This window comes from Bacteroides sp., from assembly GCF_052357945.1.
Lineage (GTDB): Bacteria > Bacteroidota > Bacteroidia > Bacteroidales > Bacteroidaceae > Bacteroides.
On the sequence record NZ_DAWCXD010000100.1, the window covers coordinates 2379 to 18594 of the forward strand.

The window sequence follows — 16216 nt, forward strand, 5'->3', positions numbered from 1 at the left end:
GCCACACCTTCAATCAAGGCGGCGGCGATAATCATGTTCATACGGATGTCCCCTGATGCTTCCGGCTGGCGTGCGATTGCTTCCATTGCCGAACCACCAATCTTACCAATACCCAAACCAGCTCCGATTACTGCAAGACCTGCACCGATAGCTGCACCTAATTTACTAACTCCTACTGCTGCTGCAGTGGCTTGTAACAATACTGATAGTAACATAATTTTCAGTTTTAAAATGGTTTATATTTTCTCTTGTTTATTATTTAATCATTCATTCCGCGCGTTTATTCCGTATTCTTTTTATCGACGTTTTCACCGCGTTTCATTTCAATCTTCTTCTGTTTTCACTTTGGCACCTTCCTGTGCCAGACCGATAAACACTGCCGACAACATCGTAAATACGTAAGCCTGGATGAAAGCAACCAACAACTCAAGCGCATTCATAAAGATGTTGAACAATACGGAAGCCACCGTCAGCGTGCCGTTCAATGCAGGCCCCATGCTTGCCGAGATAAAGATCAGGCAGGTAAGCACCAACATCGCCATGTGTCCCGCCAGCATATTGGCAAAAAGACGAATCATCAAAGCAAACGGTTTCGTAAAGATTCCGAAGAACTCGATGAATGGCATCATCGGTATAGGCACTTTCAACCACCAAGGTACATCAGGCCAGAAAATATCCTTCCAGTAATGTTTCGAACCGAAGATATTCACTGCCAGGAACGTGCAGACTGCAAGCACCATAGTGATAGCGATATTTCCCGTCACGTTCGCACCTCCGGGGAAGAACGGAATCAATCCCATCATATTATTGATAAAGATGAAAAAGAACGCTGTCAGCAGATACGGTGCAAACTTCCGGTAGTTGGGTCCTACACAACTCTTGATAATATCGTCGTTCACCATCATGATGAACATCTCCATGAATCCGATAAATCCTCCCGGCGCTTTCGCTCCTTGCGGACGTTTTCTGTACCAGTGTGACACGCTCAATACGATGATGAGCAACAACACGCTGTTGAACAGCAAAGCAAACGTCACTTTCGTGATGGAAATATCCCACGGGCGAACCTGTTCGCCTGCCGCATTATACTCTACCAGTTTGCCCTCGTACTTACTTCCTTCAGGAGCGATGGAAAGTCCTTCATAAGTCCCTCCATTCTCTTCGAGACGGGAAGAAAGGAACGTGTGCCAACCTGTAGTACTACTATAAACAATAATAGGTAATGGTATAGTAATTTGCGTGTTACCCCACGTCGTAATATGCCATTCGTAGGAGTCGCCGATATGACCGAACACAATTTCTTTCACATCCACCGTGTTCTCCTGTTCCTCTTTCGGAGTAATCTCGTCCTGCGTCTGTTGTGACACCGCTTCCCCCTCCTGTTCCTGTGCAAGAACCGGCAAGCTGACTGCTGCCATGAGGCAGAACAGAATCAACGGAGCTACTATGTTATGCAACTGTTTCATTTTTCTTCTTATTTTTCTTTTTCCGTTTCTGATTCAACTCAAAAGAGAAGAAGAACCAGGTTTCGAATACCAGATATATCAAATAGAACAAGATAAACGTCAGCAGAAAGGCTCTGGCTTCTTCGCGAACGGCAAGACAATAAATCAATACCAGAATCAGCGAAAGAATCATTTTTATCATCTTCGTTGCCAGATACAACAGTAACATTCTCTGTGGAGCATGCCGGCGGCAAGCGTCGAAAGCATAAATGCTAAACAGCCCGAAGAAGTAAAAATAGATCGGAATAAACGGATACCCTCCGAAATAATGCCCCGGCAAAGCGAAGTGTAGAATGACAGCTCCGAGTGCCCCGCTAATTACCGCAAATAAGGTATGCCACCAAATAAAATTCCGTTTAGTTTTACTAATATTCACCATGTTACTGTGTTTTTCTGTAAGGTTATAATCTCGTTTTTTTCAATCTTTTGATGCTTAGTCTTTGTGCCGGTGGGGAGCTTCCGTCAGGAAACACAGGCGGAAACCGTACCGTCACTCATTTCGACAAAACCGCCCTGAATATCCATCGTGTGCTCTTCTCCGTCCATCGTCGTGTAACTCAACGTTCCCGCTTTCAACGACGAAACAATGGGCGCATGCCCGGGGAGAATAGAAAACGAACCGATCATTCCCGGCAATGTGACAATCTTCACATTTCCGTCGAATATGCTCTTTTCGGGCGATACTATACTCAAATGCAGTTCTTTCATCATGCTATCTTTTTATTTTTTTGCTGCCTGTTCCAGCAATTTCTTACCTTTCTCTATTGCCTCCTCAATGGTTCCGACATTCAAGAAAGCCTGTTCGGGAAGATAATCCACTTCTCCTTCCAGAATCATCTTGAATCCCTTGATAGTGTCTTCAATACCCACCATCACACCCGGAACGCCTGTAAACTGTTCGGCTACGGCAAACGGTTGTGAAAGGAAACGCTGCACGCGACGGGCGCGGTTCACCACCATCTTGTCTTCTTCCGAAAGTTCCTCCATACCGAGGATGGAAATAATGTCCTGCAATTCCTTGTTACGTTGCAGAATTTGTTTCACCTGCTGCGCTATGTCGTAGTGTTCCTGGCCAACAATGTGTGGGTCGAGGATACGTGACGTAGAAGCCAACGGGTCTACCGCCGGATAAATACCCAGCTCCGTAATCTTACGGTCGAGCACGGTAGTGGCATCCAAGTGGCTGAAAGTCGTTGCAGGAGCCGGGTCGGTCAAGTCATCGGCAGGCACATACACCGCCTGTACGGAGGTGATAGAACCTTTGTGGGTAGACGTGATACGTTCCTGCATCGCACCCATTTCCGTAGCCAACGTAGGCTGGTAACCAACGGCGGACGGCATACGTCCCAAAAGGGCGGACACTTCCGAACCTGCTTGCGTGAAACGGAAGATATTATCAATAAAGAACAGAATATCGCGTTTCTCACCTTCTTTTCCTGCGTCGCGGAAAGATTCCGCCACCGTCAGTCCGGACAATGCCACAGAGGCACGTGCGCCCGGAGGCTCGTTCATCTGACCGAAAATCAGAGACACTTGCGATTTCTCCAGTTCGTTATAATCCACTTTCGAAAGATCCCAGTGACCTTTCTCCATTCCTTCTTTGAATGCTTCGCCGTAACGGATTACACCGGATTCAATCATTTCGCGCAGCAAGTCGTTACCTTCACGGGTACGTTCACCTACTCCGGCAAAAACAGAGAATCCATTATGTTTCTTGGCGATATTATTGATAAGTTCCTGAATCAATACAGTCTTTCCTACACCGGCACCGCCGAACAAACCGATTTTACCACCTTTAGCATACGGTTCGAGCAGGTCGATCACTTTGATACCTGTGAAGAGCACCTCTTGCACAGTGGTCAAATCCTCAAACTTAGGGGGTTCGCGATGAATGGAATATGCACCTTTGCGGTCGAGTCCTTTCATACCGTCGATCGAATCACCGACTACGTTCATCAGTCGTCCTTTAATCTGTTCGCCAATCGGCATCGTGATCGGGCCTCCGGTGGGATACACTTTCATGCCTCTCTGAAGTCCGTCGGTACTGTCCATCGCTACGGTACGCACCGTATTTTCGCCGATATGTTGCTGAACTTCTACAACCAGTATTTTGCCGTTTGGCCTCTTTATCTCCAGTGCGTCGTGGATGCTTGGCAGCACCAATTCTGCATCCGTACCCTCAAAGTACACATCGACCACAGGGCCGATCACCTGCGAGATATGTCCGATAATCTGTGACATAAGCAATCTCTAATTTATTTATATTATTCTTTTCTCTCCTTTTGACTTTATAATATGAAAGGAATGCACATTTTTCGCGTTTTACCTATTTCAATATTATAATAAACAGTTGAGTTCAGTTTTTGTTCAACTATTTTCTATATCCCATAAACTTCTGTCCTTAGAAATAGTTAAAGAAACAACTGCGCAAATGTAGAAACAATTCCGTGTCGTTGTGCTTCCTTTTTCATAATTTGTCGTTCGATAACACTTATTAGACCTACAATGACTACAGATTGACCAATTCAGACAAATTTCTGCTACAAATCAATAGCAAAACAAGTTTAGGGGCAATAATCTATCAATAAACTGAATTTGCCCGTCGAGTTTCCTATCTCTTTGTTAAAAATCAATGGATTAGCAAAAACAGGAGATAGTGGCAAAAACAACTAGTTTTGTGTTCGAACACAGAAAAGTCCTTATTTTCATGCTTTCCTTAAGAAAGTTTAAAGGCGGAATTCCCTATTTTTCGACTATCCATTTCTCTATATTTCGCATTTCCGCACTAAAGTTCACTCCAATCTTAAAGAGCTTACGATCATCGTTTTCAAACGGTTGCGCATAATGCTTCTCGTTGATTTGCAGCAGAGCTTCTTCAGCCGTACCATCCAACTTAAATTCCATCACATAGATAAATTTATCCGTCTGCAAAAGAAGATCAATGCGTCCTGCACTTGTGTGATACTCTGCTTTGACGTAAAAACCAACAAGTTTGAAGACAATAAAAAGAACATTCTGATAATGTAATTCCAGGTCGCGGACTAATTCATAAGGTGTATCTGCAAAGAAACTTTGCAAACGACGGAAGAAAGAGTCATAATCTCCGGATTCCACTTCACGAACAAACTTCTGTATTTCAAACTGCGATTCCACAGCGTTGGTATTAGCATAGAAAGGAAGCAGAAAGTTAATGAACCCCTCTTCCACTTCGCGGTTCGGAAATCCCAGGCGATAAATTCCAAACCGTTGATCGTACCCCTTTATGGTAAGATAACCGCTTTGGTAGATTACCGGAATAGGATTGTCTGATGTAGAATCAATACTGTTCAATACAGTGGCAGTTGTTTCTTCGTGCGCCATACGGCGAAGATCATAATGATGTTTTTTAAGCAGTTCTACCAGATAGGTGGGAGTACCGGTCTCAAACCAATAACTACCAAATTCATTATATTTAAAAGTATTGAGCAGACTGAACGGATTATACATACCGATAGAGTTATGCGTAAAATGATAACCATCGTAATACTCCTGCAATTTTGCGCAAATTTCATCATACGTCATTCCTTGAGCACTGGCCAGACTATGAAGCTCATCCTCCAGATTGTCATGCAATTCCTGCTCATTAATGCCACAGATATCTATATATTGATTCCGCATCGAGATATCATCCAGATTATTCAAATCGCTGAATACACTGACCTTACCGAATTTGGTTACTCCCGTCAACATACCAAACTTGATGCATCCATCCTTACTCTTCAATGCTCCGTAAAAAGCCTTCAATGTCTCACGATAGCTTTTCTGAAGCTCGTCATTACCTATGGCCTGCAACATCGGTTTATCATATTCGTCTACAAGCACCACCACCCGCTGTCCGGTCTTATCACAAGCACGCTGAATGATACCTTGAAAACGGGAAGCAAATGTTCTTTCATAATCCTGTGCGCCATAGAGAGCTTCCCATCCACGCAAAGCACTTTCTAGCACTTGATCGAGTGCTTCGGGAGCAGTATATTTCTCCGCATTCAAATCCAGATGCAATATGGGGTATTTTATCCAATCCTTTTCCAGTTTTTCCATAGCCAATCCGTCAAAGAGTTCTTTCTTTCCTTGAAAATAGGCTTCGAGCGTAGAAAGCAGAAGACTTTTGCCAAAACGGCGAGGGCGACTAAGAAAATAATAACTACCAGTCTTCACCAACTGATATATCAATGCCGTTTTATCAATGTAGAAATATCCGTCTTTACGAATTTTCTCAAAATTTTGTATTCCGATAGGATATATTTTATTTTCCATACACTCCACTCTTTTAAAATTGCAATACACAAAGATACGCTTTTCGATTAAAGAAAACATAAAATCCGTCATGAAAGTTTTTCGTACAAGATTCACTTTCTCCTTTTATTTATAAAACAAAAATTTAAATACGCCGATAATCTATATATTATCCATTTTTTGCTGTAATTTTGCATCACTAATATAAAACACTCAAAATGATGAAGAAAATACTGTTACTCGGTTCCGGTGAACTAGGAAAAGAATTTGTAATTTCAGCTCAACGTAAAGGCCAGCACATCATTGCTTGCGACTCCTATGCAGGAGCACCGGCTATGCAAGTGGCCGATGAATTTGAAATATTCGACATGCTGAATGGTGAAGAATTGGAACGCGTGGTGAAGAAACACCGCCCGGACATTATCGTTCCAGAGATTGAAGCAATCCGTACAGAACGTTTATACGACTTCGAAAAAGAAGGCATTCAGGTAGTTCCCAGTGCTCGTGCCGTGAACTTCACCATGAACCGTAAAGCCATTCGCGACCTTGCCGCCCAAGAACTCGGACTGAAAACAGCCAAATACTTCTATGCCAAAACTCTGGAAGAACTGAAAGAAGCTGCCGATAAAATCGGTTTCCCTTGTGTCGTTAAACCGTTGATGTCCTCTTCCGGCAAAGGACAATCGCTCGTGAAGAGTGCCGACGAACTCGAACACGCCTGGGAATACGGATGCAGTGGCAGCCGTGGCGATATTCGCGAACTTATCATTGAAGAATTTATCAAGTTCGACAGCGAAATCACCCTGCTCACCGTTACCCAAAAGAACGGTCCTACCCTCTTCTGCCCTCCCATCGGACACGTGCAGAAAGGTGGCGACTATCGTGAAAGTTTCCAGCCTGCACACATTGATCCCGCCCATTTGAAAGAAGCGGAAGAGATGGCCGAAAAAGTAACCCGTGCATTGACAGGCGCAGGACTTTGGGGAGTTGAATTCTTCCTAAGCCACGAGAACGGAGTCTATTTCTCCGAACTTTCTCCTCGTCCGCATGACACTGGTATGGTGACACTGGCGGGCACACAAAACCTGAATGAGTTCGAACTCCACTTACGTGCCGTGCTCGGCCTGCCCATCCCCGGCATCAAACAAGAACGGATAGGCGCAAGCGCTGTGATCCTTTCCCCGATTGCCGGCCAGGAACGCCCGCAATATCGCGGCATGGAAGAAGTGACGAAAGAAGAAGATACCTATCTCCGCATATTCGGCAAACCGTTTACCCGCGTCAACCGCCGTATGGGTGTGGTACTTTGTTATGCTCCGCTTGATTCTGATTTGGATGCGTTGCGCGACAAGGCTAAGAGAATTGCAGAGAAAGTAGAAGTTCATTAATACAAGAAATTCAGAGATAAGATGAATAAAATCCGCCAAGTAAACCTGTCTGATATCCCAGCACTGCAAGAGCTATATCAGCATACAGTTCTGACTGTGAACCGAAAAGATTATACAGCCGAAGAAGTAGCAGATTGGGCTTCGTGCGGAGACGATATATCACACTGGAATGAGCTTTTCGAAGAACAACATTATGTGGTTGCAGAAAACGAAGAAGGCGTGATTGTAGGCTTTGGCTCTGTAAACGATGACGGATATATGCACACGCTGTTCGTTCACAAGGACTTTCAGCATCAAGGTGTCGCAACATCTTTGTATAAGCATCTCGAAGCATATGCACGAGAAAGAGGTGCGAAAAGATTAACATCGGAAGTTAGTATTACGGCAAAACCATTTTTTGAAAAACAAGGTTTTCAGGTCGATGAAGAGCAAAAGCGGAAAGCTAATCAAATGTGTCTCACCAATTATAAGATGAGCAAGCAGCTCTGTTAATCACATCTAATCATTTCTAAGATGAAAACATAGAAGAAAGCTCATTTGCAGATAAAGAAAGTCTTATTTTACTGAAAAAAAACTCCAGCTAATGTAACTTTATCCGTCACCATAGCTGGAGTTTTTCTTTTTAACTTCATGAAATGAAAACGTCATTTCTTACTCAAGAAACGTTTAGCCAAATATTTACGTATTGGTTCATCATACAGCTTCAAACACAGATAAGCAAGAATAATACTCAAAATAAAGACACACAAAGCTACGTCCCAGGTTTCACCTAACGTGTAGAGTTGATTCTCAATCAGCCATGCATAGAACAGATACATCAACGGATAATGTATCACATAAACCGGATAAGATATATCTCCCAAAAACTTACATATCTTTGTCGATTGCTTGTCCGTGGTGGTGCCCGACGCTCCTATCCACAGAATGATAGGGAAAGCCACAATCACGCAAAACGCTTCATAAACACCATTCATGCAAAGCGGCTCCACCCCTTCCAGATAAGGAACAGAGAACAGGGCAATCAATGCAAGGGTACATATCCAGAAAGCGCCTTTCACTTTCACTGATTTGAAGTTGCGGGATAAAAGCATACCCAAAGAGAAAGGGAAAAGCATTCTCAATGATCCGCCCAGAAAGTTTACGCCATCCAGCGTCCATCCTACCCCAATGTTTCCATAAGTGGAGACATCGAAGATGGCGAACAACGTCAACGCCACTCCCAGCAATACCACCATCACAGCCAACGCCTTATTAGACAGACGGCGAATGAATAACGCATAAAGGATATTGCCTATATACTCGAAAAACAACGACCAGCACGGCCCGTTCAACGGAAACATCTCGCCATTGCCACGAACCTCATAGCCCGCACCCGGCATGGCAGGAATGAAAAATATCGTGCAAAGAAGAGACAACATCACCATGGATATGGCAACATGCGTTCCATCCCATTGCACAGAACCCTGAATGCAGAACGTGATAGCTCCCAGAACAGCCCCCAGAACAACCATAGGATGAAGACGTATCAATCGGCGTTTAAAGAAATCTTTCATGGTGAGGCTCTTACCCCAACGGTCGTCGTAAGCGTAACCGATCACAAAACCCGAAAGGATAAAAAAGAAATCCACGGCTAAATATCCGTGATTCAGAGTTTCAATAGCGCTATTACTGGCAAAAGCGAAGCCCTCGAATACGTGATACCATATCACCATAAGAGCCGCCACACCGCGAAGTCCGTCAAGAAGATCATAATGCGCCTTGGTGTCTGAAAAAGCTGAAGCAGAAATGTTCGACATTTGTTTTTCTATTAGTAAGTTAGTATTTTCAGAGGGCAAAGATACGGTTTGCGCTACGAAGTTTCTTTGCTCTAAAGCAAAAAAGCCCTGCTAATCGCTATTTTTTAGCACGTACCCGACTAAGGGTATAGATGGAAATGCCCAGAAAAGCAGCCACATATTTCAGTTTCACTCGGTTTATCAGTCCAGGATAGCGACGGTTGAACTGTTCGTAGCGTTCTTTGGGCGAAAGTTGGAGGCGCTCCACAAACATATGGCTAAGCTCCTTATTCACATTCTGATGCAGGATTCTTCCCCAGTTGGCTATGTCGATATATGTTTCGTAGAGGGCATTCAACTTGTCGATGTGGATGACGTAGATTTTGCAATCGGAAAGCGTTTCAACGCTTTCTACCGATGGTTGCTGATAGTAGAGCGAATCCATGCCGAACGTAACGTCGCCCTCCTGACTGAACCACGTAGTGGTGTCCTCTCCGTTGTGGTGGAATACGGAACGGGCGATGCCCTCTTCAATGAAATATACCAAGCGGTCTGTGACGCCTGCCTGAACGATACGGGTATCTTTGGGATAATACCTTAATTCCATATTCGCCTGAAGCGCTTGAAGTGCTTCGTCGGAAACCGGATAGATTTGCCTGATTTTACGAATGATATTTTCCATTTGGGGGTAATGGCGTATTGGGGGTTAATGACGTACTTTAGGATATTTATTATTAAAACGGAAACCAAGACCGAGCATCAGATAATTAGGGGTCTGGAAATCCTGAAGATTGTAGCCGATGTGGAGGAATGAACTCCGGGTGACGTTGATCTTCAACGCAAAGACCTGATACAGTCCGCGCAAATCGCCACGCCCCAGCACATTCGTTCCCAAGCCGACACCAATGGTAAAAAACGGCATCACGTATTCTGCCCGTCCGGAAAGTCCCAACGCAAGCTGATTCTGAATGCCCGGCACGAGAAATCTACGACGGGAGGAACCACTGCCTGCATCGTACTCCACCAGCGCATCTTCGGTGTACACATTGGCACTACCGTCATAGACACCATCCAGCGAAACTCCGAAACGCAGCTTATAGTTGAGATTGTACATCGGAGCAAAGTTGAATCCCGCTACGGGATAGCTGCCCGGTGATGCAATCTGTTTCTCGCCCACATAGACGCCTTTGCGACGCCACGAGCCGAACAACACAAGGTCATAACTGATGTGTCGCGGAAAACGGGGAACGTAGGGATGAACCAATGATTTAGTGAGGTCGGCTTCTTCCCGGTTGAAGTTATACACCAGTCCGATTTTCGCTCCGGTGGTGTTGACCCCTGCATTGGGAAACTTGGTGTTGCCGTTGGAGAAATGCGTGAAGTCTCCACCGATGATAAAGTCGAAATAACGGGAAAGCGACCAGTTAAGGTAGATACCTGCATTGAGGTAGGCATTCACCCGTGAGCCTACGGCTCCGTTGTAGGAGTTGTAATCGTTGTCATAAGGTTTCCATCCGGCAGAGATTCCGAAATTCCACTCGTAATTGAGCGAAAGGCGGGGATGGAAGCGGGCAATGCGTGCACCTTGAAAGACGTAGAACGTCATCGGATCACCCAGCTGCTTTTTGTCGCCAAAGGTGGTGAAGGCTAAGCCGAAACCTTGATAAGCTCCGCCATAGATGCGGTCGGCACAGGTGTTGGGACGAAACTTGAAAGAGTATTTCAGATGAGCGGCAAATGAACTCTGGATGGGTTTCCACCGTTCGTTCTCGCCTTGCAGGAAAGGATTGGTGGGGAACACGTATTGCGGCCGCGCCTCTATCCCCAACCGGTGAATGAAATGGTGGGGAACGTAGGGAGCTACGGTGTCGGCTCCGCATTGCGGGAAGCTGTTGTGCCGGAAGCCATGAATTTCTTCCTGCAATCTCCGCACTTCTTCACGAAGTTGGCGGACGTCCTGCTGAAGCTGTTCCACGTCTTGCCGCATTTCCTTCACCTCTTTCTCTTCCTGCCCTACCTCTTGCGCACAAAGCGAAGTGCCGGGGAAAAGCAAAGCGGAACAGATTACGGCGATTTCCCATCTGGGTATCTTTACTCTCATATAATAGTCTGGTTTGTCTTTTCAGAACGGAAGTTACAAATGGAGCTTCTCAATGAACTGTGCCACATGATAGCCGTCCATCAACCCATGATGGCAGGTTACGGAAACGGGCATCATCAGTCTTTCTCCGTCGCGGAAGTACTTTCCGGTGGAGATTTTGGGAACACTGTCGCCCGAACGCATATTGGTGGGGTGCTTCATGTCGGTGAATGAGAGCCACGGCACTGCCGAATAATGTATGGCATTGGGATGGAAAGTGCCTCCTTTGTTGAGTCCCGTAGTGGCTTGCAAACGTTCCATTTCTGCTTTTGCCCGACGGATAAAGACGAGTTCGTCCGGATCGTATTCAAAGGCGGCAAAAGAAAAGGTATGGTCGTCACGGCCTACGGTGGCTTCGGGCAGAAGGCTGTCATAGCACACCACCTTATCGCCCTCGATGCGGTAACGGAATTCTTCTACCGCAGCAGCGGCAGTCGTTATCCGGTGGAGGACTAACAGGGAAAAGGATATGCCTTTGGCTTTGGCTTCCTGATACGCGCGCGTACAGTTTACCTGAACGGTCACTCCGAAAAACGGATCGTCAAAAGCACTGAAATGTTCGTAATGTTCTCTTCTGTTCCAAGTAGCAATATCGATGATCTTCTCTATCTGATTCATTCTAAACACTCTTTTTTATTTGAGAAACGCAGATTAACGCAAATTATCGCAAATTTAACCTATTTCCTTTGCGGTAATCTGCGTTAATCTGCGTTTCTAAATTCAGTCTCTTTACTGATGTTGCTCACGCAACAGGTCGTTCACTGTTTTTACCGGGTTGAAAGTGGAAAGTGGCACTTCTACAAAGACGGTATTCCAGTCGCTCATCGCTCCGTTCCACAAGCCGGGAAGTTCGAGAGCTTTCAGGTCTTTGCCGTTCTTCGATTTGTAGGAGATGAAGCCTGTTGCTTTATCTACGTACTTCACCAGGTCGAACTTATGTCCTTTATAATCGCGCACGGCGCATACGAGGTCTACCGGATTGAAGTGTGTGCCTTTCTCGAACATTTCTTTCTTCTCCGGATCGTCCATGTCGATCTGTGAGCTTTCGAGGATTTGCAGGGAGATGGTTCCGTCGCTGTTGTAAGCAAGGAACGGGCCACCACCGGGTTCGCCTACGTTCTTCACCATTCCGCAGACACGCATCGGGCGGTTGAACTTGTTTTTCAGGTAGATGGCGAGTACGGAATCTTCGAGGTCTTTCGTCTCCGGATTCTTGCAGAAGAGTTTCTTTTGCAGGAATTGAAGCATTTCCATCATCTGGTCGTGGGTGTATTTACCGCTGTCGAGCAGGGTAAGGTATTCGAATACTTGTTTTTGCAAAGTCACGAGCACTCCGGCAATCAGTTTCTTATAAGTAACGGTGTCGGCTTTCAGTCTGTCGGGCACTACGTTGTCGATGTTCTTGATGAAGATAATGTCTGCATCGAGGTCGTTCAGGTTCTCAATCAGTGCGCCGTGGCCACCGGGACGGAACAGCAGTTTGCCGTTGTCGCGGAAAGGTTGGTTGTCCATGTCGGCGGCAATCGTGTCGGTACTCGGCTTTTGTTCGGAGAAGGTGATGTAATAGTCCACTCCGTAGCGTTTGGCAAAATCCGCCACTTTTTCGGTTACCAGTTTCTTGAAGAGTTCACGGTGTTCGGTAGATACCGTGAAGTGCACGTTTACTTTACCACTCTTTCCGGCAGCATACAGGGCTCCTTCGGCGAGATGTTCTTCCATCGGCGTGCGTGAGCCTTCGGGATACTTATGGAATTTGAGCAGACCTTTCGGCAGTGCGCCGTAATTCAGTCCGGCGGTTTCGAGCAGGGCAGATACCACTGCTTTATAGTTGCCGTCTTCGATCAGTCCGGGAATATCTTTTCCGTCGATACGCTGGCAGGCTACATTCAGGTCGTCATAGAAAGCAAAATCCTTGATTCCGTCGAAGAATGCCTGTTCGAACTTGGTTGTCGGCCGGTCATAGTCGGCGGACAGGAACTCGAACAGGTTCTTGAACATACGACTCGCTGCACCGGAGGCGGGAACGAACTTCACGACAGTCTTATCTGTGTTTGTATATGCATCCCAGGCGGCCAGATAAGCCTTCTGTTCTTCTGCATCGGGAGCTAATATTCCCTTTTCGATGGAGGCTGCCGCATCCAGCTTCAAAAAGGGGAAACCCGTCTGGAAGCATGCTAATTGTTCTGCAATTTGCTCTTCCGTGATGCCTTTCTTGGCAAGCAACTCTTTGTCCTGTGTCGTTATCATAATATCTTATTTTATTAATTGATGCCCAAAAATACAAAATGTTATTTACTTCTTGCCGAATAACCGGAAAAAAAACTACTTTTCCTTCCATATTTCATTATCAGTCACTTACGAAGAAGTGTTATTCATTTATGTACTTTTCAGCGTTATTTGAATACAACAAAGATAGATAAATATCCGATGTTATCACAGAATTTGTAGAATAAATAGAGTTAACCGATTACAATAAGATTACAGACCTTTTGGATATTTGAAATCTTACCAGCCGTGGAAAGTTGGGAGGGCTGTGGTTTAAAGCACTTTCCTGATAAAATTTCACCCCATACCCCTATTGTTGAGACGAACGGTAAACCAGCTAGCAATAAAGCAACAAAAAAGCCAGCTAACATTACGCTAGCTGGCAACTGACATCAATAACTAAAGATTAGCTATTTTATTTTCTCATTTAGTATCTCCATAAAGTTATGCTTCTGTGCTTCTTCCATTATACTGTTTATAGCTGGCTTCTTTACTTTCTTTAACATTCCAAGCAGCTTTGTATAGTTAGTTCCTTGATTGCTCTTCCTAATAATCCAGTCGATGAAGAATCCTTTAGCCAAGAAACGATAAGTAAATCCTGCATCCAAACCAGCTTTAATAATCTTCTCTGCTTTTTCAACCAGCTTATTTGGTTCATCACCCACATATTTAGCAAGAGTATCCTCTCCATATTTACACGTCTCTGCCAGTACCGATTCTTTTATGTCAGCAGAATAAATCAGATACTTACTAAGTGTTGTCAGCTTAAATCCTCCATTCGGTAACATATCATCTGCTTTACCTTTCTTCATTCTTTGGTGTTGTATATCCATATACTTAACTATGAACTTCAAAACCTCATTATCAGGATAGGCAGCATAAGCCTGTTTTGCAAAATCTCCTTTAGTCCACTTTACTGACGTATTGTTCATTTCTGAAATCGTAATCCGTATATCCTCATCCTCAACCAGCGAATACATAGCCTTTATCTGTGCAGGAGCTTTAGGCGTAAATTCTTCTGGCTTATCATCTGCTTTGCTTCCGTTCTTCTGCCATTTCTTCATTGCATCTTCATACTTCTTCTTATTATTTGCATCTTTTTCTCGAAGCTCCATTATAGCCCTATACCTGTGCTGACCTTCAATAATGACCAAATAATCATTAGCTTTAGAAGAATCTATTGGCAGTCCAGATACAGGTTCTTTCAAACTTAACCCTGCGTTTACCACATCTTCACCATCAACCACAACAAGCGGAACATACTGTGAATGTTCTCCGATAGACTTGACTTTATCATTCAGGTTAGCCTTGTTAATGTCTCGATTGATACCGCCAGCAATAAAAGCCACTTTCTTTCCTTCGTTCAATTCTCTTGATTCCAGAGTAAAGATTTCATTCTTCATACTTTCTTTTGTTCTCATATTTCTTTTGCAGTTTTTAGACTGGTGCGCTCCAGCTTTATTTGTTATACTGCAAAGATGATGCTTTATTAAGAGTACTAACAGGGATAAAAAAAACACAGCTTTCTTATTCCCCCACTTCATAAGCTATAGAATGAAGTATTTAGAGAATAAGAAAGCAGAAATAAACAATAAAATAAGTCTCAATCAATAATAGAATGCATTCAAACTCCTTATGTCCTTATCCTTATATTGCTTCAACAAAGACTTCAAGTAGTCATAATCAACCAACACACTTTCGTTGTTCACGATGCCAGTGAAGTATAGTAGATGAGAAATCAGCGTCTTTTCCTTGTCAGACATATTAGCTCCCTTCTTTCTCTTTTCTTTTACCTGTTCTTGATAATTCAAGGCAGTGATAATCATTTGTGAGAAATAATAAGCGAATACGGAGAATGATTCAGTATGTGGATTGCTCAAGTCAACGTTACCAGTATTCATTTGGTCTGAATTTACTGTTTCCAATCCGTCTGCACAAAACTTTGCTATACTAGCAATAGCCGTCTTATTATCTATCACGATATTCTTCCTACCTATTTTCAAGGTAATACAAATTGGGCTTTTAAAGACTGCACCAAACGGAGTATCTCTTTTATAATCCTCACTGATAGCATTAACAAACCTTTCTATCTGTTCTTTAGGGGATTCTTTTATTTCTATACCCTCCATACATTTACCCCAACTGCAATCATAACAGAAAAGCAGCAGATACCAGAACTTTTCAGCATCTAAATCCAAAGCAGTAAGTAAATCCTGTAATTCTTGATTCTTTATATATGAATCAATGGAGAATTTCCCCTTCAATATTCCCCTATTATACCTACCTTTAAAAGTATCTGGCGTTTGTGACGGCAACATATATGTCTGTCCTGTTTCTTCGTCATAATCAAAGTCAGGGAAATATTCTTGTGTCACTGGATATATATACTCTAACAACTCGCTATACTGGATTGAGAACTTATCTACTGGCTTCATTACCTACTTTTGTTCTTTTATATATTTCCAAATAGCAGCTAGAATTTCATCAAAATCTTCAATAGTATACCCTGTTTTAAGTTTCTGCTTACAAGTTGGATTGTTTATATTTCTAATATTGGGTATAAGATAATAAATTCTTTCTCCACCACTACAGAGACACGTAAATTCCAATTTGTACAACTCCCAATCACCAAATATCACCTCACAAGGCTCATATTCATTATTAAAAAAACCAATCGTATTAAAAGAGGTATATTCATTGTTTTTTTCTGAATAACTATATGCTCCTACAGGAATAATATATCGTATATTTTTTAAAGATTTCGTACCTAAAGTTCTTTACACATAGGAACTTTCTAAATTTTCTTTTATATAAATAAAGTAGTTTTAGTTTTTATACGAATGAGAGTCATTATTCTATTGCCGTTTT

General features: G+C 43.7%; 15 protein-coding genes. 2 read left to right on the forward strand and 13 right to left on the reverse strand.

The features are described 5' to 3' along the window. From atpE to ACT8YW_RS16215, 6 genes are all read right to left on the reverse strand, one after another. On the reverse strand, positions 1-215 hold a 215-nt coding region (gene atpE / locus ACT8YW_RS16190; RefSeq protein ID WP_444106129.1), incomplete at its 3' end, for an ATP synthase F0 subunit C. Positions 216-323: 108 nt separating this feature from the next. Then, complete coding sequence (gene atpB / locus ACT8YW_RS16195) at positions 324-1466, reverse strand: F0F1 ATP synthase subunit A (protein ID WP_444106131.1); 1143 nt, start codon at positions 1464-1466, stop codon at positions 324-326. Then, the gene (locus tag ACT8YW_RS16200; protein ID WP_004303466.1) at positions 1450-1884 is read right to left on the reverse strand and encodes a hypothetical protein; all 435 of its coding nucleotides are present in this window, start codon (positions 1882-1884) and stop codon (positions 1450-1452) included. Before ACT8YW_RS16200 ends, atpB begins: the two co-directional genes overlap by 17 nt. Before the next feature lie 83 nt (positions 1885-1967). Further along, on the reverse strand, positions 1968-2213 hold the full coding sequence (gene atpC / locus ACT8YW_RS16205) for an ATP synthase F1 subunit epsilon (RefSeq protein ID WP_004303467.1): 246 nt from the start codon (positions 2211-2213) through the stop codon (positions 1968-1970). A 12-nt stretch (positions 2214-2225) separates the two neighbouring features. Beyond that, positions 2226-3746, reverse strand: coding sequence for a F0F1 ATP synthase subunit beta (gene atpD, locus ACT8YW_RS16210; RefSeq protein ID WP_444106132.1), 1521 nt, complete (start codon positions 3744-3746; stop codon positions 2226-2228). Positions 3747-4247: 501 nt separating this feature from the next. Continuing rightward, positions 4248-5801, reverse strand: coding sequence for an ATP-binding protein (locus tag ACT8YW_RS16215; RefSeq protein ID WP_444106134.1), 1554 nt, complete (start codon positions 5799-5801; stop codon positions 4248-4250). Positions 5802-6001: 200 nt separating this feature from the next. On the opposite strand from ACT8YW_RS16215, the gene purT reads away from it, so the two are divergent. Together purT and ACT8YW_RS16225 are read left to right on the forward strand one after the other, a co-directional pair. Further along, positions 6002-7168 (forward strand): formate-dependent phosphoribosylglycinamide formyltransferase, encoded by a 1167-nt coding sequence (gene purT / locus ACT8YW_RS16220; RefSeq protein WP_444106150.1) that lies wholly within the window; start codon positions 6002-6004, stop codon positions 7166-7168. A gap of 21 nt (positions 7169-7189) precedes the next feature. Further along, entirely contained in the window at positions 7190-7660 is a 471-nt protein-coding gene (locus ACT8YW_RS16225) for a GNAT family N-acetyltransferase (RefSeq protein ID WP_444106136.1), read from the forward strand. A 152-nt stretch (positions 7661-7812) separates the two neighbouring features. Here the strand turns inward: ACT8YW_RS16225 and ACT8YW_RS16230 are convergent, their stop codons facing one another. From ACT8YW_RS16230 to ACT8YW_RS16260, 7 genes are all read right to left on the reverse strand, one after another. Then, a complete protein-coding gene (locus ACT8YW_RS16230; RefSeq protein ID WP_444106138.1) occupies positions 7813-8964 on the reverse strand; it encodes an acyltransferase family protein in 1152 nt (383 codons plus the stop codon). Between the two features lie 97 nt (positions 8965-9061). After that, entirely contained in the window at positions 9062-9625 is a 564-nt protein-coding gene (locus tag ACT8YW_RS16235) for a Crp/Fnr family transcriptional regulator (RefSeq protein ID WP_004295749.1), read from the reverse strand. Positions 9626-9649: 24 nt separating this feature from the next. Beyond that, entirely contained in the window at positions 9650-11044 is a 1395-nt protein-coding gene (locus tag ACT8YW_RS16240) for an acyloxyacyl hydrolase (protein WP_444106140.1), read from the reverse strand. 33 nt (positions 11045-11077) lie between these two features. After that, a complete protein-coding gene (locus ACT8YW_RS16245) occupies positions 11078-11701 on the reverse strand; it encodes a CatA-like O-acetyltransferase (RefSeq protein WP_444106142.1) in 624 nt (207 codons plus the stop codon). A gap of 111 nt (positions 11702-11812) precedes the next feature. Further along, a complete protein-coding gene (locus ACT8YW_RS16250; RefSeq protein WP_444106144.1) occupies positions 11813-13330 on the reverse strand; it encodes a DUF4301 family protein in 1518 nt (505 codons plus the stop codon). Between the two features lie 428 nt (positions 13331-13758). Then, positions 13759-14769 (reverse strand): ParB/Srx family N-terminal domain-containing protein, encoded by a 1011-nt coding sequence (locus ACT8YW_RS16255; RefSeq protein WP_444106146.1) that lies wholly within the window; start codon positions 14767-14769, stop codon positions 13759-13761. 186 nt (positions 14770-14955) lie between these two features. After that, the gene (locus ACT8YW_RS16260) at positions 14956-15783 is read right to left on the reverse strand and encodes a hypothetical protein (RefSeq protein WP_444106148.1); all 828 of its coding nucleotides are present in this window, start codon (positions 15781-15783) and stop codon (positions 14956-14958) included. Positions 15784-16216: the final 433 nt, after the last annotated feature.